This is a genomic window from Enterobacter sp. CP102 (assembly GCF_025152625.1).
Lineage (GTDB): Bacteria > Pseudomonadota > Gammaproteobacteria > Enterobacterales > Enterobacteriaceae > Enterobacter > Enterobacter soli.
Map to the genome: position 1 here is coordinate 3,443,262 of NZ_CP104014.1, position 19,957 is coordinate 3,463,218.

16 protein-coding genes and 1 pseudogene are annotated in these 19,957 nt (G+C 55.0%); 6 read left to right on the forward strand and 11 right to left on the reverse strand.

Annotated elements, in window-relative coordinates; translation table 11 throughout:
- Nucleotides 1-106: 106 nt before the first annotated feature.
- Nucleotides 107-910, forward strand: coding sequence for an inositol-1-monophosphatase (gene suhB / locus N1249_RS16180; protein ID WP_014071352.1), 804 nt, complete (start codon nt 107-109; stop codon nt 908-910).
- 35 nt (nt 911-945) lie between these two features.
- Here suhB and N1249_RS16185 read toward each other — a convergent pair whose 3' ends face one another.
- Both N1249_RS16185 and N1249_RS16190 read right to left on the reverse strand, forming a co-directional pair.
- Entirely contained in the window at nt 946-1,926 is a 981-nt protein-coding gene (locus tag N1249_RS16185; protein WP_259831095.1) for a nickel/cobalt transporter, read from the reverse strand.
- Nucleotides 1,917-2,555 carry a DUF1007 family protein gene (locus tag N1249_RS16190; protein WP_259831097.1) on the reverse strand — a complete coding sequence of 213 codons (639 nt, stop codon included), beginning with the start codon at nt 2,553-2,555 and terminating at the stop codon, nt 1,917-1,919. Before N1249_RS16190 ends, N1249_RS16185 begins: the two co-directional genes overlap by 10 nt.
- A gap of 125 nt (nt 2,556-2,680) precedes the next feature.
- Between N1249_RS16190 and csiE the strand changes: the two genes are divergently transcribed.
- Complete coding sequence (gene csiE, locus N1249_RS16195; protein WP_259831098.1) at nt 2,681-3,958, forward strand: stationary phase inducible protein CsiE; 1,278 nt, start codon at nt 2,681-2,683, stop codon at nt 3,956-3,958.
- Here csiE and N1249_RS16200 read toward each other — a convergent pair whose 3' ends face one another.
- Nucleotides 3,959-5,098, reverse strand: a complete 1,140-nt coding sequence (locus N1249_RS16200) for a 3-phenylpropionate MFS transporter (RefSeq protein WP_259831100.1) — start codon at nt 5,096-5,098, stop codon at nt 3,959-3,961.
- Nucleotides 5,099-5,355: 257 nt separating this feature from the next.
- Here N1249_RS16200 and N1249_RS16205 point away from each other — a divergent pair, with 257 nt between their 5' ends.
- Nucleotides 5,356-5,778, forward strand: a complete 423-nt coding sequence (locus tag N1249_RS16205; RefSeq protein WP_259831102.1) for a DoxX family protein — start codon at nt 5,356-5,358, stop codon at nt 5,776-5,778.
- Between the two features lie 51 nt (nt 5,779-5,829).
- Here N1249_RS16205 and glyA read toward each other — a convergent pair whose 3' ends face one another.
- A complete protein-coding gene (glyA, locus tag N1249_RS16210) occupies nt 5,830-7,083 on the reverse strand; it encodes a serine hydroxymethyltransferase (protein WP_259831104.1) in 1,254 nt (417 codons plus the stop codon).
- Nucleotides 7,084-7,387: 304 nt separating this feature from the next.
- Here glyA and hmpA point away from each other — a divergent pair, with 304 nt between their 5' ends.
- Nucleotides 7,388-8,578: an NO-inducible flavohemoprotein gene (gene hmpA / locus N1249_RS16215; RefSeq protein ID WP_259831109.1), complete on the forward strand. Its 1,191-nt coding sequence runs from the start codon at nt 7,388-7,390 to the stop codon at nt 8,576-8,578.
- A gap of 80 nt (nt 8,579-8,658) precedes the next feature.
- On the opposite strand, the gene glnB is transcribed toward hmpA, so the two are convergent.
- The 5 genes from glnB to purL all read right to left on the reverse strand — a co-directional run bounded on the left by glnB (nt 8,659) and on the right by purL (nt 17,052).
- The gene (gene glnB, locus N1249_RS16220) at nt 8,659-8,997 is read right to left on the reverse strand and encodes a nitrogen regulatory protein P-II (RefSeq protein ID WP_003860685.1); all 339 of its coding nucleotides are present in this window, start codon (nt 8,995-8,997) and stop codon (nt 8,659-8,661) included.
- A gap of 80 nt (nt 8,998-9,077) precedes the next feature.
- Nucleotides 9,078-10,415 (reverse strand): two-component system response regulator GlrR, encoded by a 1,338-nt coding sequence (gene glrR / locus N1249_RS16225; protein ID WP_259831112.1) that lies wholly within the window; start codon nt 10,413-10,415, stop codon nt 9,078-9,080.
- The gene (qseG, locus tag N1249_RS16230) at nt 10,412-11,170 is read right to left on the reverse strand and encodes a two-component system QseEF-associated lipoprotein QseG (protein WP_259831117.1); all 759 of its coding nucleotides are present in this window, start codon (nt 11,168-11,170) and stop codon (nt 10,412-10,414) included. The genes glrR and qseG overlap by 4 nt, the downstream gene beginning before the upstream one ends.
- Nucleotides 11,167-12,600 carry a two component system sensor histidine kinase QseE/GlrK gene (qseE, locus tag N1249_RS16235; RefSeq protein WP_259838155.1) on the reverse strand — a complete coding sequence of 478 codons (1,434 nt, stop codon included), beginning with the start codon at nt 12,598-12,600 and terminating at the stop codon, nt 11,167-11,169. Before qseE ends, qseG begins: the two co-directional genes overlap by 4 nt.
- A 564-nt stretch (nt 12,601-13,164) precedes the next feature.
- Nucleotides 13,165-17,052 carry a phosphoribosylformylglycinamidine synthase gene (gene purL, locus N1249_RS16240; protein ID WP_259831119.1) on the reverse strand — a complete coding sequence of 1,296 codons (3,888 nt, stop codon included), beginning with the start codon at nt 17,050-17,052 and terminating at the stop codon, nt 13,165-13,167.
- Between the two features lie 35 nt (nt 17,053-17,087).
- Between purL and N1249_RS23285 the strand changes: the two are divergent.
- Both N1249_RS23285 and mltF read left to right on the forward strand, forming a co-directional pair.
- Nucleotides 17,088-17,165: pseudogene (locus N1249_RS23285) on the forward strand (hypothetical protein); the annotation flags it as partial.
- A 153-nt stretch (nt 17,166-17,318) separates the two neighbouring features.
- A complete protein-coding gene (gene mltF, locus N1249_RS16245) occupies nt 17,319-18,869 on the forward strand; it encodes a membrane-bound lytic murein transglycosylase MltF (protein WP_259831120.1) in 1,551 nt (516 codons plus the stop codon).
- Here mltF and tadA read toward each other — a convergent pair.
- On the reverse strand, nt 18,757-19,263 hold the full coding sequence (gene tadA, locus N1249_RS16250) for a tRNA adenosine(34) deaminase TadA (protein ID WP_041162105.1): 507 nt from the start codon (nt 19,261-19,263) through the stop codon (nt 18,757-18,759). The genes mltF and tadA overlap by 113 nt on opposite strands.
- 56 nt (nt 19,264-19,319) lie before the next feature.
- On the reverse strand, nt 19,320-19,955 hold the full coding sequence (gene yfhb / locus N1249_RS16255; protein WP_259831122.1) for a phosphatidylglycerophosphatase C: 636 nt from the start codon (nt 19,953-19,955) through the stop codon (nt 19,320-19,322).
- Between the last annotated feature and the right edge of the window lie 2 nt (nt 19,956-19,957).

The following is a 19,957-nucleotide window of genomic DNA, read 5'->3' on the forward strand; positions in this document are numbered from 1 at the left end:
CTGAAGAATATTCGGGCATATTATCATAATCGGGAGACATAATCCGATCCCGCTGCTATACTCTGCGCCGATTTTCATGTTCTTTAACATCCAGTGAGAGAGACCGATGCATCCGATGCTGACCATCGCCGTGCGCGCAGCGCGCAAGGCGGGTAATGTAATTGCCAAACACTACGAAACTCCAGACTCCGTAGAAACCAGCCAGAAAGGCAGCAATGATTTCGTGACTAACGTCGATAAAGCCGCAGAAGCGATTATTATCGAAACAATCCGCAAATCTTACCCACAGCACACCATCATCACCGAAGAAAGCGGTGAACATGAAGGTACCGATCAGGATGTTCAATGGGTTATCGATCCACTGGATGGCACCACCAACTTCGTAAAACGCCTGCCGCACTTCTCTGTGTCTATCGCAGTACGCATTAAAGGCCGTACTGAAGTCGCCGTTGTCTACGATCCAATGCGTAACGAACTGTTCACCGCAACCCGCGGCCAGGGCGCTCAGCTGAACGGCTACCGTCTGCGTTGCAGCAATGCACGTGACCTGGACGGCACCATTCTGGCGACCGGCTTCCCGTTCAAGGCGAAGCAGCACGCAACGACCTATATGAATATCCTGGGCAAACTGTTCACCGAGTGTGCTGATTTCCGTCGCACCGGTTCTGCTGCGCTGGATCTGGCCTACGTTGCGACCGGTCGTGTTGACGGTTACTTCGAACTGGCACTGAAGCCGTGGGACTTTGCTGCGGGCGAGCTGATCGCGCGTGAAGCAGGTGCACTGGTGTGTGATTTCACCGGCGGCCACAACTACATGACCACCGGCAACATCGTTGCAGGTAACCCACGCGTTGTTAAAGCCATGCTGGCAAACATGCGTGACGAACTGAGCGACGCGCTGAAGCGTTAATTCAGTATCAGGGTGCGGGCACCAGCCCGCCCCTGTTAAAACGGCCGCAATCCCCTTCCCACCGGCACAGCACTCATCCACATCGTTACCGCCGCAACCAGCAAAATAACCCCACCGGCCAGCGCAAGCGTTGTCCAGCCAACCTGTCGCCATAATACCGGCGTTTTATTGCCGCTCAGTTTGACCGCCAGTTGACGGAAACTGTGGACCAGCAACGCCAGTGAAGAGATGGTCAAAGATGTCCCTGCCGCCATCGCCAGCGCGGAGATCATTCCCCAGCCAAACACCCCGATAACCTTACTGAACAACAGCACCATGATTGCTCCCGAACACGGGCGCATTCCCATCGAGAGAACAATCATCAACCGTGCGCGCCAGTCGTCGCCATTTTGCAGCTGTTCCTGGGTCGGCAAATGCTGATGCCCGCAACCGCAGTGAGCATCGTGAACATGATGCGGCGTAAAGGATTTGAACGTTGGTTTTTGCAGTAAGGCACGCAATTTTTTCAGCGCCCGCCAGCAGAGGATCAGCCCCAGCACGCCTACCAGCGCGTAGCTCCCTTTCTCCAGCCAGAAACTGCTCAAATGTAACTGACGCGCCGGGAGTTGCAGAAGCGACAGCACAACCACCACCAGCACAATCGCCATAAGCCCCTGTAGCAGCGAGGAGGCCAGCGTCAGGCCAATACTCGATTTCAGCTTTGAGGGATGCGTGGCAAGCCAGGTGGTAATCACAATTTTGCCGTGTCCGGGGCCAAGTGCGTGCAGAACGCCATACAGAAAGCTGAAAATCAGCAGCGATCCGCCCGCCTGAGTGGGGTTATCCGCCACAGCTTTTAGCAGCCCGCTCATCTGCTGGTTAACATCACGCTGCCAGAGGATGCTTTTCATCATCACCTGTGGCCATGCTTGCCACAGCCAAAACGCACCGCCTACGGCCAACACCAGAAACAGGGCCAGCGGCCAAAGCTGCAACCAGCGGCGGGGTTTTCTGACCGGGGAAGAGATCACTGACATTGCAACGTCACCTGCTGTGCAAACTGTTTACCCAGCTCCATATCCTCTGGCGGAGCATCTGCCTTATCGAGAGATACGGCAAAGTTAAGCGTTTCTTCACTGGGTTTCGGGGTGTGAACCGCCAGCGTACAACGTTTTTGTAGCTCAGCGGGCAGATGTGCATCGCTGTCTTCGGCATAACTCATATCGACGTAATAGCTTGGGTCAAAAGTTGAAAAGGTATACTTTTGCCCCGCCAGCGGCTGGGGTTGCGCCAGCGGCAGCACAAACGTCAGCACCGCCTGATGCCCTTCACGCGACATCCCGTATTCCGTTGGGCGATTAAGGAATTTGACCTTCTGGCCGTTATGCCAGAACTCGGTGAAATAGTGCTGACCCAGCACATTTGCCATCACTTCCGCCGCCAGTTTTTTCCAGACTTCATCGCCGGGTTTGGCGTTTCCGGCATCATAAAGCAGGTCAGCAGAGGTGATTTCGTCCATCGTCCAGCGCATTTTAAGGCCGCTAAGCTGCGTCCCGTCTGTCACCAGCGTGGTTTTCAGGCTGATAAAACTGTGAGGATGTGCGCTGACGGTAAAAGTGAAAACCGCCAAAAATAACGCCAGAGCACTTTGTTTAACTATTTGCATCAATTCCTCACGTCAAAAATTCTGTGATGTTCGCCTGCAATCCTGAAGGAAAGCGTTCCCGTTGCGCTTTATTGCCGGCATCCTTTAGCTATTCTTACCAAACACTCACACTGGATACCCGACAGATGATGACGACGCTTGAGATACCATCTGTGCTTTCCAGTTCGCAGCGCCGCTGCCAGGTGCTTTTGATGCTTTACCTGCCAGATGCTGCCGTCACCGCGCAGAGCATTACAGCTGCCAACGGGGTAGACGACACCATCGCACGGCAAGATATAGCCGAGACGCGCGATGAAATCCAGCGCTATCATCGGCTTGATATCGTCACGCATCATGACGGCAGCTACCGAATTGAGGGCACCGCACTGAACCAGCGTTTATGCCTGCTGCACTGGCTGCGCAGGGCGCTCAGGCTTTGCCCACAGTTTGTGTCTCACCAGTTTACTCCGGCATTAAAAACCGCACTTAAACGGCACGGCATTGCCCGCCCACTGTACGATGACACCAACCTGCGCGCGCTGATTAACTTCTGTTCGCGCAGGCTACAGCGCCAGTTCGAATGCCGGGATGTGCAGTTTTTACAGCTCTTTTTGCAATATTGTCTGATTCAACATCATCAGGGTAATACGCCGCACTTCACCCACGTCCAGCGCAACTGGGCGCAGTCCAGGGGTGAGTATTTTACGGCGCAGGAGATTGTTCGCCACTGGAAACGTCGTGTACCCGCCGCGCCGCACATCGATGAGCAACTGTTTTTGTCGCTGCTGTTCATGATGCTGCGCACCCCCGATCCGGTTATGGACAAGCACCAGCAGGACCAGCGTTTGCGCCGCACCATTGTCCGCATGATTGCGCGCTTTCGGGCGCAGACCGGGATGAATTTCAGCGACGAGCAAGGGCTGACCGATCAGCTTTATATCCACCTTGCTCAGGCGCTTGACCGCTCTTTGTTTGATATCGGCATCGATAACAGCCTGCCGGAAGAGATCCATCGTCTTTACCCGCGCCTGCTGCGCACAACCAAAGAGTCGCTGTTTGAGCTGGAAGCGGAATTCGGGCTGCGTTTTTCCGAGGAAGAGATGAGCCTGGTGGCGGTGATTTTTGGTGCCTGGCTGATGCAGGAGAACGATCTGCACGAAAAACAGGTCGTGCTGTTAACGGGGGATGATAAAGAGTGCGAGGCGTTAATTGAGCAACAGCTTCGGGAACTGACGCTGCTGCCGCTCAATATTCGCTATCTGACGTTACAGGCTTTTCAGAAGGAGGGAGCACCGCGTGAAGCCTCACTGGTTATCACTCCCTACCCCACGGCGCTGCCGTTGTTCTCACCGCCGCTGATCCATGCCGTTGAGACACTCAATGCGCAGCAGCAAGAACATATTCGCGCCATGCTGGAGTCGTAATCAGACCCGTGCCGCCACTTTTGGACGTACCACCATTGCGGGCAGCGCAACGAGTGCCATGACCCAGAATACGCCGTGGCCGAGCTGCTGATACAGGAAGCCCGCAAATACCGTCATCACGGCAATACTGCCGCCCATCGCGACGGCTGAATAGACCGCCTGCAAGCGAATAACATCCCCACCTTCCCGGGCTGAGATATAGCGCATGGCAGCCAGATGGCACACCGTGAAGGTGCCACAGTGCAGGATTTGCGCCACGATAAGCCACGGCAGTTCTGTCGTCCAGCCCATAATGCCCCAGCGCGCCACACCACAGACGGCAGAAAGCAGCAGCAGGTCGCGAGCGCCAAAGCGACGGAACAGTTTTTTGCTCAGGGCAAAGATAATCACCTCAGCAACCACGCCAAGCGACCAGAGATACCCCACGGCTGAAGCCGAGTACCCTGCCCCCTGCCAGTAAATCGCGCTAAAACCGTAATAGGCTGCATGTGCTCCCTGAAGCAGACACACGCACGCCAGAAAACGCCAGCTTTGGACAACCAACGCCCGCCAGGCTGGCCAGCCTGCGCTCTCCTGATGGCGGCTTTCGCCCTGCGGCATCACGGAAGGGCGCAATAACATACCCAGCAGCATCGAGGCGATCCCGACGCTCAACAGCGCCAGAATGGCGCGATAGTCGTAGAGACTGACCAGCTTGCCCACCAGTGCCGAACCAATGACAAAGGCAATCGATCCCCACAGGCGTACGCGGCCATAATCCATGGTTATCTGTTTTTGCCAGGTATTCGCCAGCGCATCCGTCAGCGGCACCAGCGGAGAGAAGAACAGGTTGAAGCCCACCATCACTACCATCAACCAGGCAAACTGATGACTGACCCAGAAGCAAGTCATAAAGACCAGCGTCAGCAGCGCCAGGATACGGACAGCTTTAATCAGTAAGGAGGGATCGCTGACGCGTGGCGCAATTAACAGACTTCCCAGAAAACGCGCAACCAGCCCGGCGCCCAGCAACACGCCAATGGTTTCCGGCGTAAGGTCAATCCCTTTGAGCCAGACGCTCCAGAAAGGCAGGAAAATACCGTAGCTAAAAAAGTAGGTGAAATAGCTGAGCGCCAGCCAGCGTGTGGAATGCAAAACCATGAATTCCTCCTGAAATGGAGGCGATAGTCTGTCGTTAAATGTAAGCCAGCGCAAGTGACTATTAACAAGCAAATAACACCCACACTTCACAGGGCTTAGAGGGCGCAATGATCTCTATTTTATCGCCCCGGGTCACCATGCTGAACGGTGAAAAATGAATATCATCCTTACGGCTGATTTATGAAGAAAAGCTGAATGGCAGGCTGCCGGTTTGTGTATTAGTTTTAAATCAGGTCCCACCGAAAAAAGAGCCTGCTATGAACTCTCTACGTTATTTTGATTTCGGCCAGTCTCGTCACTTGTTGTTGCTGATTGCCCGTATCGCGATTGTTGTGCTGTTTATTATTTTTGGCTTTCCGAAAATGACCGGCTTTAGCGGCACGGTGCAATATATGACATCCCTTGGCGCGCCAGCGCCCATGCTGGCAGCCATTATCGCAGTGGTGATGGAGGTCCCCGCGGCTATTCTTATCGTGCTGGGCTTTTTCACCCGCCCTATTGCCGTGCTCTTTATTTTCTACACGCTGGGAACGGCGGTGATTGGCCACCATTACTGGAGTTTGACCGGTGATGCTGTAGTGCCAAATATGATTAACTTCTACAAGAACGTCAGTATTGCTGGCGCGTTTATTTTGCTGGCGATAACCGGGCCTGGCGCAATATCCCTCGACAGGCGTTAAACAAAAAAAGGCCGCAATCGCGGCCTTTTTTATTTCTGCAAAGCAGGATAATTATGCGTAAACCGGGAAACGTGCGCAGATATCCAGAACTTTACCTTTAACGCGCTCGATAACCGCTTCGTCGTTGATATTGTCCAGAACGTCACACATCCAGCCAGCCAGCTCTGTCACTTCCGCTTCTTTAAAGCCACGGCGAGTCACAGCCGGAGAACCGATACGGATACCGGAGGTCACAAACGGGCTCTTCGGATCGTTTGGTACGCTGTTTTTATTCACGGTGATGTTAGCGCGGCCCAGGGCAGCGTCAGCTTCTTTACCGGTCAGGTTTTTATCAACCAGATCCAGCAGGAACAGGTGGTTTTCAGTACCGCCAGAAACCACTTTGTAGCCACGGTTCAGGAACACTTCCACCATCGCTTTAGCGTTTTTAGCAACCTGCTGCTGATAAACCTTGAACTCAGGCTCCATCGCTTCTTTCAGCGCAACCGCTTTACCCGCGATGACGTGCATCAGTGGGCCGCCCTGCGCGCTTGGGAACACAGCAGAGTTCAGTTTTTTGTACAGCTCTTCATCACCGCCCTTCGCCAGGATCAGGCCGCCACGCGGACCCGCCAGGGTTTTGTGGGTGGTGGTGGTCACGACATGAGCATGCGGAACCGGGTTCGGGTAAACGTCTGCGGCAATCAGACCGGCAACGTGCGCCATATCCACGAACAGATATGCACCGATGCTGTCAGCGATTTCACGCATTTTTGCCCAGTCAACCACGCCAGAGTATGCAGAGAAGCCGCCGATGATCATCTTCGGCTTGTGCTCTTTGGCCTGCTTCGCCATGTCTTCGTAATCAATTTTACCGGACTCATCGATACCGTAAGGAATGATGTTGTACAGCTTGCCAGAGAAGTTAACCGGGGAACCGTGAGTCAGGTGACCGCCTTGCGCCAGGTTCATACCCAGAACGGTATCACCCGGTTGCAGCAGTGCGGTGTAAACAGCGAAGTTAGCCTGAGAGCCTGAGTGCGGCTGCACGTTAGCGTAGTCTGCGCCAAACAGCGCTTTTGCGCGGTCGATAGCCAGCTGCTCAACGATATCAACGTATTCGCAACCGCCGTAGTAGCGCTTGCCCGGGTAACCTTCAGCATATTTGTTGGTCAGCTGAGAACCCTGCGCCTGCATAACGCGCGGGCTGGTGTAGTTTTCGGAGGCGATCAGTTCGATGTGCTCTTCCTGACGTACTTTTTCCTGCTCCATAGCCTGCCACAGTTCGGCATCATAATCGGCAATGTTCATTTCACGCTTTAACATCCGCATCTCCTGACTCAGCTAACAATAAAATTTTGGCCTGAAAAGGCAGTCCTGTTGGACGACGGGCAACAGTATAACTGATTAGTTCTGCGATAACAGGTCTTGACAAACGATTTTACGCAAACGTTTTCCTCCACGCCACGCAAGGGTTTGAGGAATAAAGCTCTCACCATTTTCAACGGATTTCTTTTCAGGTTTGTGATGCATATTTTTCACGATGCAAAGAACCATTTACAACGCAGGGGTATTTTTTATAAGATGCATTTAAAATACATTATTAAAGTAACATCTAAAGGAAGCTGCTATGCTCGACGCTCAAACCATCGCTACCGTTAAGGCTACTATTCCCCTGCTGGTTGAAACCGGTCCTAAACTTACCGCCCATTTCTACGATCGTATGTTCACGCATAACCCGGAGCTCAAAGAGATTTTCAACATGAGCAACCAGCGTAACGGCGATCAGCGCGAAGCGTTGTTTAACGCCATCGCCGCGTATGCCAGCAATATCGAAAACCTGGCGGCACTGCTGCCTGCGGTAGAGAAAATTGCGCAGAAACATACCAGCTTCCAGATCAAACCAGAGCAGTACAACATCGTTGGCGGTCACCTGCTGGCAACGCTCGATGAGATGTTCAGCCCGGGTCAGGAAGTGCTGGACGCATGGGGTAAAGCCTACGGCGTGCTGGCAAACGTCTTTATTAACCGCGAAGCACAGATCTACAGTGAAAACGCCAGTAAAAACGGCGGCTGGGAAGGCACTCGCGCATTCCGTATTGTCGAAAAAACGCCACGCAGCGCGCTGATTACCAGCTTTGAATTTGAACCTGTGGATGGCAAGCCGGTGGCAGAATATCAGCCGGGCCAGTATCTGGGCGTGTGGCTGAAACCCGAAGGTTTCCCGCACCAGGAGATCCGCCAGTACTCTCTGACCCGTAAGCCTGACGGTAAAGGCTACCGCATTGCCGTGAAACGCGAAGACGGCGGCCAGGTCTCGACCTGGCTGCACAACGAAGCCAGTGTCGGTGATGTGGTACATCTGGCCGCACCGGCAGGTGATTTCTTTATGGCCGTTGACGCCAATACCCCGGTGACGCTTATCTCCGCAGGTGTTGGTCAAACACCAATGCTGGCGATGCTGGATACACTGGCGGAAGCTCACCACAGCGCGCAGGTGAACTGGTTCCACGCTGCGGAAAATGGCGACGTTCATGCCTTTGCGGATGAAGTGAAAACGCTGGCGGCAGATCTGCCACGCTTTAGCGCACACACCTGGTATCGTCTGCCAACCGATGCCGATCGTGCAGCTGCGCGTTTCGACAGCGAAGGTTTGATTGATTTAAGCCAGCATGAAGGGGCGTTCAGCGCACCGGATATGCAGTTCTATGTGTGTGGCCCGGTGGCGTTTATGCAGTATGCCGCGAAGCAGCTGGTAGACCTGGGTGTGAATAAAGACAGCATTCATTACGAGTGTTTCGGGCCGCATAAAGTGCTGTAATCGCCCGGCGGCGCTTCGCTTGCACGGGCCTACGAAGGGTTTTGTAGGCCGGGTAAGCGCAGCGCCACCCGGCAAGAATGTTAAATCGCCGCGTCGTCTTCTTCACCGGTACGGATACGGATCACGCGCGCCACGTCAAAGACGAAAATTTTACCGTCGCCAATTTTGCCCGTCTGCGCCGTGCGGATAATGGTATCCACACACGTATCCACGATGTCATCGCTCACCACGATTTCGATTTTCACTTTTGGCAGAAAGTCGACCATGTACTCTGCACCACGGTACAGTTCGGTGTGGCCTTTCTGGCGACCAAAACCTTTCACCTCTGTTACGGTCATCCCGGTGATGCCGACTTCAGCCAGCGCTTCACGTACATCATCCAGTTTGAAAGGTTTAATAATCGCATCAATCTTTTTCATGGTGGGTCCTTAAACTCTTGCCAGTAAGCTGCCTCGTAATCGGTTGCTCACAGTATCATATTCATTCGGCTTTTGCGGTACTACTCTTTAAAATCGTTCGCTTCCAGCTCGTGCCGCGACAGCAGTTTGTAGAATTCGGTGCGGTTACGCCCCGCCATGCGCGCCGCATGGGTTACGTTGCCTTTGGTAATTTGCAGCAGCTTACGCAAATAATTCAGCTCAAACTGGTTACGCGCTTCCGCGAAAGTCGGCAGTGCCGTATTTTCCCCTTCGAGCGCCTGCTCCACCAGCGCATCGCTGATCACCGGCGACGAGGTGAGTGCCACACACTGCTCGATAACGTTGACCAACTGACGCACGTTCCCCGGCCAGCTGGCGGTCATCAGGCGTTTCATGGCATCGGTAGAAAAGGCACGGACGAAGGGTTTATGGCGATCGGCAGACTGGCGCAGCAAATGGTTCGCCAGCAGCGGAATATCTTCCGCACGCTCGGCAAGCGCGGGGATTTTCAGGTTCACGACGTTCAGACGGTAGTAAAGGTCTTCACGGAACTCGTTACGCGCCATCACTTTCGGCAAATCACGGTGGGTCGCTGAAATGATACGCACGTTGATGTCGATATCGCGGTTACTGCCCAGCGGGCGCACTTTGCGTTCCTGCAACACGCGCAGCAGTTTGACCTGCAACGGCGCAGGCATATCGCCAATTTCATCAAGGAATAGCGTGCCGCCTTCTGCGGCCTGGAACAGCCCTTCCCTGCTGCTCACTGCGCCGGTAAAGGCCCCGCGCGCGTGACCAAACAGCTCAGACTCCAGCAGCTGTTCCGGCAGTGCGCCACAGTTAATGGCGATAAAGGCATTCTTGCTGCGCGGGCTGGCATTGTGGATAGCCTGCGCCAGGATCTCTTTCCCGGTTCCGCTCTGGCCGTTAATCAGCACGCTGACGTCAGACTGCGCCACCATCCTTGCCTGTTCGAGCAGGCGTAACATCACGGGGCTGCGGGTCACGATAGATTCCCGCCAGGCTTCATCACCAGATGGTGCGGCGTGTTCAAGCGCGCTGTCGATAGCTTTATAAAGCGCGTCTTTATCGACGGGTTTGGTCAGAAAACTGAATACGCCCTGCTGCGTGGCAGCGACCGCATCGGGGATAGAGCCGTGGGCGGTGAGGATGATAACCGGCATCCCTGGCTGCTGCTTCTGGATCTCCGCAAACAGCTGCATCCCGTCCATTTCGTCCATGCGCAAATCGCTAATCACCAGGTCTATCTTTTCGCGACTGAGCACTTTCAGCCCTTCCTGCCCGCTTTCGGCGGTGACCACGCTATAGCCTTCGCTGACCAGACGCATTCCCAGCAGTTTTAACAATCCAGGGTCGTCGTCCACCAGCAAGAGATGGGCAGGTTTGCGGCTTGTCATGGCTTCACATCCTCTTGTTTCGTGTCGCTATCCTGATCCGGCGAGGTGGATGGCGAACTCCCCTTTGATCCATCAGGCAGGTAGTTGCTCGCCGGTTTACGCGTCGAAAGCTGTCTTTCGATGTCGGTCAGGTTTTCAAGCTTGCGCGTGGTGGTATCAAGCTGAGCGCGTAAATAATCCTGCTGCTGGCGCAGCGTATCGAGTTCAGCATCGCTGGACTGCTGCAATTTACTGTAGCGTGAGCGCTCCTCAGCCAGCTGAAGTTGCTGTACCTGCCCGTCCCGCCAGAGCTGATAGACCGGGCGCACCTGCGCCGGAATACTGGCTGCCAGCCCGTCCAGGCGTGAGGTATTAGCACGACGTTCTACAGGCGTAATTTTGGCATCAGCCAGTAAAATGGCGCGTTTAAACGCGTCCTGCCAGGTGTCATCGTCCCACATCGCCGCCCGGGCGCGTGCCGTTGTCGGTGCAAGGCGCTGCGAGCAATCTATGCCGCGCAACCAGAACAGCGGATTTGTTTCAACATCATGTCCCGATAAATTCCAGATATCGTCACATCCCGTTGTCAGAAAATCGGCCAGCTGATTCTCTGGCCATCTTGCATCCTGTTTATCACTGATGGCACTCGTTGGTGCATGGGAAACGCAGCCTGCCAGCAGAAGACATGGCAGACCCAGGCGTAATTTTTTGCTGGAAAACACCGCGCGCACTGCGCGGGAAAAGACGTGTGACATACTCACCAGACATAGATTCATTGTATTGATTTTTCCGGCCCAAGAGGCAGTTCGATACGAAAGCACACATCCGAGCGTTCGTCACTGGCGATATTGAGCTCACCCTGCATTCGCCGTATGCAGTCGCGGGCAATACTCAGCCCCAAACCGCTTCCTTTAACCGCACCTTTTCGCTGATGGCTCCCCTGGAAAAAGGGTTCGAAAATCATCGCTTTTTCATCATCAGGGATCGGGGTTCCCGTATTGGCTACGTCAATAAACACGCGCGAGCCATTGGTGTAGCTGCGGATATAAATGTTACCGGATTCAGTACCATAGTGCACCGCATTGGAATAAAGATTATCCAGCACGCTCATTAACAACATCGGCTCGGCAAAACAGACTGACTCGCCAAGCTCCACTTCGGTATGCATCATTTTAGCTCTTGCTGGCAGGCTGTGTGCGGAGATAACCATATCCACTAACGGCTCAATCGCGACTTTCTCCAGAACCACCGCGCCATCAGCCAGTTTGCGGTTGTAATCCAGCAGTTGCTCGATAAGCTTTTGCAAATTACGGCTGCTGGCATCCAGGATCTCGACTATCTCTTTTTGTTCGACGGTTAATGGCCCTGCGACCTCGTCAGCCAGCAGCTCTGTGCCTTCGCGCATACTGGCGAGCGGTGTTTTGAGTTCATGGGAAATATGGCGTAAAAACTGATGACGCTGAGATTCGAGCCATGCCAGGCGCTCGGAAAGCCAGATGATCCGCTGCCCGACAGAGCGTAATTCGCGCGGCCCCTTAAACGCGACGGTATCACCCAGCGATTTCCCCTCGCCCAGGCGATTGATCATGCGCTGGATCCCCTTCACCGGGCCGATGATCATACGGGTAAACAGCAGTACCAGCCCCAGGCTGACCAAAAACAGCACCAGCGCCTGCCAGCCAAAGAACTGGCCTCGTTCGGCAATTTCTTGTTGCAGCTGCTGCCCGCGGGAATAAATCACCGTTCGTGTCGCCTGAACCATGTCCGTGTTGGCGCTGGCAAAGGCCTCAAGGCGCGCGGCGGCAGAGGCTGCCGGGCCACTGTTGTGACACTGAAGCTGAGCCAGATCGTTAAGATCCTGACGCAGCGCCTGATACAGCTTGTCGTCAGGCAGGACACCTGCGTGGGCATCCAGCATTTCGCTGTAGCGCTTACGTTGATTTTGATACACCTTTTCCAGCGTGCGATCGTCCAGAACGCAGTACTGACGATAGCTACGCTCCATCTCCAGCGCCGCGTTGGTCATCGCTTCACTGCGTCTTGCATCGACCAGCGTGGTTCGGTTGGTCAGCGCTGCCTGGGCGCTTAATGCATTGAGGCTTTGCCATGCCTGCCACGCCAGCACCAGCAGAGGCAGCAGGATCAGCAAAAACGCCATCATCACGAGTTGTCGCAAGGAACGAGGGAAAACAGGCCAGCGTTTCAACACATTACTCTCTTCATGTTGGTTTCAGGAGAGCGTAACTGAGTCTGCCCTTCAGATACAACAAAGCCGGGTAAAAACCCGGCTTTGTTATGGAATGAGGCGGTGCCTAACTCGACGTTTCGCCCTGGCCTGATAAGCAATGCTTTTATCAGTAGTTGGACGGCAGGCACCTTTTTGTGCGTCATTCGAAGTTTATGTAGCACGTCCCGAAGGGGCTGACATAAGAGGGTGAATGAGCCACTGGTTATTATTATGCAACAGCCGTGCCAGAATGCAAAACAAAATATTAACTTATTGAAATATATATCTTTAACTCGTTTTGCCTGTTAATTATCGGTTGAATGATTTCCAGGCTAAGTGTCGCTATTAAGCAACACCTTAACGGGAACCTTAATTGCCATATATAAATCAATCAGTTAAATGTCTCCTTTTGGAGACAGGCAAATCACAGGATTGTCGCGATTTTGCGACAGACATAAAAAAACCCGGCGGCGTTCACGCCTGCCGGGCCTGTAAGGGCAAAAACGTAGGCCGGGCAAACGTAGTGCCGCCCGGCAGAACCGATTACCCCAACTGTTTACGCGCGTTGCGGAAAATGCGCATCCACGGGCTGTCTTCGCCCCAGTTTTCCGGGTGCCACGAGTTGCTCACCGTGCGGAATACGCGTTCCGGGTGTGGCATCATGATGGTCACACGGCCGTTTTCAGTGGTGACAGCGGTGATACCGTTCGCTGAGCCGTTTGGGTTAGCCGGGTAGGTTTGCGTGACTTTGCCGAAGTTATCAACGAAGCGCAGCGCCACCAGACCTTTGCTTTCCAGCTCAGCAAGGTGTGCTGCGTTACGTACTTCGATTTGTCCTTCACCGTGAGAAACCGCAATTGGCATCTGCGAGCCCACCATTCCCTGCAACAGCAGAGACGGGCTTTGCGTGACTTCTACCAGGCTGAAACGCGCTTCAAAGCGGTCGGACTGGTTACGCACAAAGCGCGGCCAGGCTTCGCTGCCCGGGATCAGTTCACGCAGGTTAGACATCATCTGGCAGCCGTTACATACGCCCAGTGCCAGCGTCTGCGGACGGTGGAAGAAGGTTTCGAATTCATCACGCACACGATTGTTGAACAGAATGGACTTCGCCCAGCCTTCACCCGCGCCCAGCACGTCACCGTAAGAGAAGCCGCCGCACGCCACCAGCGCCTGGAAATCCTCAAGACCGGTACGACCTGCCAGCAGGTCACTCATGTGCACGTCAATGGCATCAAAGCCTGCACGGTGGAAGGCAGCCGCCATCTCAACGTGGGAGTTAACGCCCTGCTCACGCAGCACGGCCACTTTAGGACGCGCGCCGGTCGCAATGTACGGTGCAGCAATGTCTTCGTTGATGTCGAAGGAGAGCTTCACGTTCAGGCCAGGATCGTTGTCGTTGGCCTTCGCGTCGTGTTCCTGATCGGCACATTCCGGGTTGTCACGCAGGCGCTGCATCTGCCAGGTGGTTTCTGCCCACCACATACGCAGGGTCGTGCGGCTTTCGCTGAACACCACGTGGCCGTCAGCTTCAATCACGAAGCGGTCGCCCTGCACGGCTTTACCCAGATAATGCACGCAGTCGGCCAGACCGTGCTGTGCCAGTACAGCTTCAACGGCGTCGCGATCCGCGGCACGAACCTGAATCACAGCACCCAGCTCTTCGTTGAACAGCGCAGCCAGGCGGTCTTCGCCCAGCGTGGCAATGTTTGCTTCCACACCGCAGTGGCCGGTAAAGGCCATTTCCGCCAGGGTAACCAGCAGCCCGCCGTCTGAACGGTCGTGGTAGGCCAGCAGTTTGCGCTGAGCAACCAGCGCCTGAATGGCGTCGTAGAAACCTTTTAACTGTGCCACGTCACGCACATCGGCAGGTTTGTCACCCAGCTGACGGTAAACCTGTGCCAGCGCGGTTGCACCCAGTGCGTTGTGGCCTTTACCCAGGTCAATCAACAGCAGGGCGTTGTCTTCGGTCGCCAGCTGCGGGGTGATGGTATGACGCACATCTTCCACGCGGGCAAATGCGGTGATCACCAGTGACAGCGGAGACGTCATCTCGCGCTGCTCGCTGCCTTCCTGCCAGCGGGTTTTCATCGACATGGAGTCTTTACCCACCGGTATGGTCAGGCCGAGCGCAGGACACAGCTCTTCACCTACCGCTTTCACCGCTTCATACAGACCCGCGTCTTCACCCGGGTGGCCAGCCGCCGCCATCCAGTTAGCCGACAATTTAATACGCTTGATGTCGCCAATCTGGGTTGCCGCGATGTTGGTCAGCGCTTCACCCACCGCCAGACGGGCAGATGCAGCGAAGTCCAGCAGTGCCACTGGAGTACGTTCACCCAGCGCCATTGCTTCACCGTAATAGCTGTCGAGACTCGCGGTGGTCACGGCGCAGTTCGCCACCGGGATCTGCCACGGGCCAACCATCTGATCGCGCGACACCATACCGGTTACGGTACGGTCGCCGATGGTGACCAGGAAGGTTTTCTCTGCCACAGCCGGCAGGTGCAGAACGCGGTTAACCGCTTCGGCAACGGTAATGTCCTGACGATCCAGCGCTTTGCCTGCCGCTTTACGGGTCTGCACATCGCGGGTCATCTTCGGCGTTTTGCCCAGCAGCACGTCCAGAGGCAGATCGATTGGCTGATTGTCGAAGTGAGTGTCACTTAAAGAGAGATGCTGCTCTTCGGTGGCTTCACCGATAACGGCATAAGGTGCGCGCTCGCGGCGGCACAGCTCGTCAAACAGCGGCAGCTGGTCAGCGGCAACCGCCAGCACGTAACGTTCCTGAGATTCGTTACACCAGATTTCCAGCGGGCTCATGCCTGGCTCATCGCTCAGGATGTCGCGCAGGTTAAAGCGGCCGCCACGACCACCGTCGCTGACCAGCTCCGGCATGGCGTTAGACAAACCGCCCGCGCCCACGTCGTGAATAAAGAGGATTGGGTTGGCATCGCCAAGCTGCCAGCAGCGGTCGATCACTTCCTGGCAACGACGCTCCATTTCCGGGTTGTCGCGCTGCACAGAAGCGAAGTCGAGATCCGCATCAGACTGACCGGAGGCCATTGAAGAGGCCGCTCCGCCGCCCAGGCCGATGTTCATCGCCGGGCCACCCAGTACGATCAGCTTCGCACCAACGACGATCTCGCCTTTTTGCACGTGATCGGCACGAATGTTGCCGATCCCGCCAGCCAGCATGATCGGCTTGTGGTAGCCGCGCAGCTCTTCGCCGTTGTGGCTGTCCACTTTCTCTTCGTAGGTACGGAAGTAACCGTTCAGTGCCGGACGACCAAATTCGTTGTTGAACGCTGCACCGCCCAGAGGGCCTTCGGTCATGATATCCAGCGCGGTCACAATGCGCTCTGGCTTACCGAAATCTTCTTCCCACGGCTGTTCAAAGCCCGGGATACGCAGGTTGGAAACAGAGAAGCCCACCAGGCCGGCTTTCGGTTTTGCACCACGTCCGGTTGCGCCTTCATCGCGGATTTCACCGCCAGAGCCCGTTGCCGCACCCGGCCACGGAGAGATCGCCGTCGGGTGGTTGTGGGTTTCGACTTTCATCAGGATATGCGCAGGCTCCTGGTGGAAGTCATAGCGCCCTGCTTCGCGGTCGGCGAAGAAGCGGCCCACCTCGGAACCTTCCATCACCGCGGCGTTGTCTTTATAGGCAGACAACACATGGTCAGGAGTTTGTTCCATGGTGTTTTTGATCATTTTGAACAGCGACTTCGGCTGTTGTTCGCCGTCGATTACCCAGTCAGCGTTGAAGATTTTGTGGCGACAGTGTTCAGAGTTAGCCTGCGCGAACATGTAGAGTTCGATGTCGTTCGGGTTACGGTTCAGCTTAACGAACGCATCCTGCAGGTAATCAATCTCATCTTCTGCCAGTGCCAGGCCGAGACGCAGGTTGGCGTCAATCAGCGCCTGACGGCCCTGCCCCAGCAGGTCCACGCTCTGAACGGGCGCAGGCTGATGGTGAGAGAAGAGCTTCTGCGCGTCGTCCAGAGAGGTAAACACGCTCTCCATCATGCGGTCGTGAAGTTCAGCGGCAACGGCCTGCCATTGTTCGGCCGTCAGCGTAGAGGCTTCCACATAGTAAGCCACACCACGTTCCAGACGGTTAATCTGGCTCAGACCGCAGTTGTGGGCAATGTCGGTGGCTTTAGAAGACCAGGGGGAGATGGTACCAGGGCGAGGCGTTGCCAGGATTAATTTGCCGGTTGGCGTATGGCTGCTCAGACTCGGGCCATACTTGAGCAGGCGTTCCAGCTGTACTCGCTCCTCTGCATTCAGGGGTGCATTCAGGTCAGCAAAATGGACATACTCAGCGTAAATATTGCTTACCGGAAGGTCGGCTGCCTGAAAACGTGCCAGCAGTTTGTTGATACGGAAGGCAGACAGTGCAGGCGAACCACGCAGAATTTCCATCATAAGTCTCTCGTCTTCGAAGCGCCGGGGCGCTTACAGTGTGCGCAAGGGGGAAAACGGGCGTCATTATAGAGAATCCTGAGCGCCGACGAAACCGTTTGCGTCGAAATAAAATCGACAGAGACATTTAACAATAGATGTGACCTCTCTCTCTAATTTGTTGCCAACTGGCGTAAGTTTGCGCAAAATGCCGCACATTCAATGACAAACCTTATTCTTAACATGGCTACAGCACACTGAGGCACCCGGCGTCGCAGAGAATTAACTAATTGAAAAAATTAAAGATTAATTATCTGCTCATCGGCATAGTTACCTTGCTGCTGGCAGTGGCCCTCTGGCCTTCTATCCCCTGGTTCGGCAAAGCCGAAAACCGTATCGCCGCGATCAAAGAGCGGGGGGAGTTGCGCGTCAGTACCCTGAGCTCCCCGCTGATTTACGGCGACATCAACGGTAAAACCATTGGCCTGGATTATGAACTGGCCCAGCAGTTCGCTGATTATCTTGGCGTGAAGCTCAAAATTACCGTTCGCCAGAATATCAGCCAGCTGTTTGATGACCTGGATAACGACGATGCCGATATCCTGGCCGCCGGGCTGGTGTATAACAGCGAGCGCAGCAAGAACTATCAACCCGGGCCAACCTACTATTCGGTTTCACAGCAGCTGGTTTACCGCGTGGGAAACCCGCGCCCGCGTTCCCTTGCCTCCATTAATGAGCAGCAGCTTGCTATTGCCCCAAGCCATGTGGTGATTGACGATCTGCGCACACTCAAAGAAAAGAAATACCCGGACCTCAGCTGGACGGTAGATCCTAAGCTTGGTACTACTGCGCTGCTGGAGCAGGTCAAAGATAAAAAGCTGGCTTACACCATTGCTGACTCCGTGGCCATCAGCCTTTTCCAGCGCGTACATCCGGAAATCGCCGTGGCGCTTGATGTAACCGATGAACAGCCTGTCACCTGGTTTAGCCAGCTCGATGACGATCAAACCCTGTCCGCCGCCATGCTCGATTTCTTTAATTCGATCAATGAAGACGGGACCCTGGCGCGCCTTGAAGAGAAATATCTTGGCCACGGTGAAGACTTTGATTATGTCGATACCCGGAGTTTTCTGCGCGCGGTAGATAGCGTGCTGCCAGACCTGCAACCTTTGTTCGAGAAGTACGCCCAGGAGATTGACTGGCGGCTGCTGGCGGCGATTTCTTATCAGGAATCCCACTGGGACACTCAGGCCACCTCGCCAACCGGCGTGCGTGGTTTAATGATGCTGACCAAAAATACCGCGCAGAGCCTTGGCATTAGCGACCGGACCGATGCGGAACAGAGCATAAGCGGTGGCGCACAGTATTTGCAGGATATGATGACCAAAGTGCCGGAGACGGTGCCGGAAGAAGAGCGTATCTGGTTTGCGCTGGCGGCCTATAACATGGGCTACGCACATATGCTTGATGCGCGTGCGCTGACGGCAAAAACAAAAGGCAACCCGGATAGCTGGTCGGATGTAAAACAGCGGCTGCCGTTACTGAGCCAAAAACCCTGGTACAACAAGCTGACCTATGGTTACGCGCGCGGGCATGAGGCTTACGCCTATGTGGAAAACATCCGTAAGTATCAGATTAGCCTGGTAGGCTATTTGCTTGAAAAAGAAAAAGAAGCGGTAGAGGCAAAACAGCTGGCGCAGAGCTATCCGGTGGTATTGCCGAACGAAGTTAATCGTCCGACGGCTTCAATTCTGCCTTTTGTTGCTTTTTCTGCTGCCGGCGCATTCGAAAGAAGTCACTTAGTAGCCCCGAACACTCTGGTGCAAGCACCCCGCCGATAGTCTTGACCTGATGGTTCATGCCCGGATGACCCAGCACATCCATCAGTGAACCTGCCGCACCGGTTTTTTCATCCCGCGCGCCAAACACCAGGGTGCCAATACGGCTGTGCACCATGGCCCCGGAGCACATAACACAGGGCTCAAGGGTGACATACAGCGTGGTATCCAGCAGACGGTAGTTTTGCAGCACCAGCCCCCCCTGGCGTAACGCCATAATTTCAGCATGAGCCGTGGGATCGTGGCGGCCAATAGGACGGTTCCACCCTTCTCCAATCACCTGGTTGTTATGAACAAGAACCGCACCCACGGGCACTTCGCCCTCTTCCCAGGCGCGTTGGGCCAGCGTCAGCGCATGGCGCATCCAGTATTCATGATTATGTTCGGGATTGGACAACGTAAGATACTCCAGTCTAAAGCGGGCGGCATTATACACACCACTTCCGCATAAGACTATTCGAGTTGCTGAAGTTCACCAGCCGGGGTGACACGCCAGCGGTGCTGGCAGAAATAGAGCAGCGGGTTATCCTGCTTGCTGTCGCTGTAGCCACTGTAGAGGCGAAGCGGCGTGCCGATCCGCTTTTCTAACTGTACCACCTTTTCGTGCCCCAGGCAGCGCATAGTCAGCACCCAGCCGCCGTAACCGCGGGCGATTTGAGTGGCGATAAGATTAACCCGCGGCAGCCAGGGTGTATCGGCGTAGACCTGTTCCACCAGCGGCTGCGGCGAACCGGTAATCAGCCAGATATCCGCATCATTTTCAGCGAGGTATCGTGTCAGCCTTTCCTGTACAACCGGAAACGCGATCACATGACCGCGAAACCAGTGGGCAAAATCCACTTCAAGCTGTTTAAGCCGCGCTTCGCTGTGGCCGAATGTGCAGCCCCACAACAGCAGGCTCATCGGCCAACGCGCAGCGCGCCCTTTAATCAGCAATGCCAGGCCAACAGCCGGTAAGAGAGGCAGTACGAGCAGTGCATTCAGCGGCTGACGCCGTAGCAGGTAGCGCATAAACGTACCAAACATATCCTGCTGATGCAGCGTTCCGTCCAGGTCAAAAAAGACAACGCGACGCTCGTGATTAGCCAAAC

Bases quoted from the DNA above. Each gene is read 5' to 3' on its own strand.
- suhB (WP_014071352.1), top strand. From the start codon at position 107: ATGCATCCGATGCTGACCATCGCCGTGCGCGCAGCGCGCAAGGCGGGT.
- csiE (WP_259831098.1), top strand. From the start codon at position 2,681: ATGATGACGACGCTTGAGATACCATCTGTGCTTTCCAGTTCGCAGCGC.
- glrR (WP_259831112.1), bottom strand. From the start codon at position 10,415: ATGACAAGCCGCAAACCTGCCCATCTCTTGCTGGTGGACGACGACCCT.
- N1249_RS16190 (WP_259831097.1), bottom strand. From the start codon at position 2,555: ATGCAAATAGTTAAACAAAGTGCTCTGGCGTTATTTTTGGCGGTTTTC.
- N1249_RS16205 (WP_259831102.1), top strand. From the start codon at position 5,356: ATGAACTCTCTACGTTATTTTGATTTCGGCCAGTCTCGTCACTTGTTG.
- purL (WP_259831119.1), bottom strand. From the start codon at position 17,052: ATGATGGAAATTCTGCGTGGTTCGCCTGCACTGTCTGCCTTCCGTATC.
- glyA (WP_259831104.1), bottom strand. From the start codon at position 7,083: ATGTTAAAGCGTGAAATGAACATTGCCGATTATGATGCCGAACTGTGG.
- N1249_RS16185 (WP_259831095.1), bottom strand. From the start codon at position 1,926: ATGTCAGTGATCTCTTCCCCGGTCAGAAAACCCCGCCGCTGGTTGCAG.
- glnB (WP_003860685.1), bottom strand. From the start codon at position 8,997: ATGAAAAAGATTGATGCGATTATTAAACCTTTCAAACTGGATGATGTA.
- qseG (WP_259831117.1), bottom strand. From the start codon at position 11,170: ATGAATCTATGTCTGGTGAGTATGTCACACGTCTTTTCCCGCGCAGTG.
- hmpA (WP_259831109.1), top strand. From the start codon at position 7,388: ATGCTCGACGCTCAAACCATCGCTACCGTTAAGGCTACTATTCCCCTG.
- N1249_RS16200 (WP_259831100.1), bottom strand. From the start codon at position 5,098: ATGGTTTTGCATTCCACACGCTGGCTGGCGCTCAGCTATTTCACCTAC.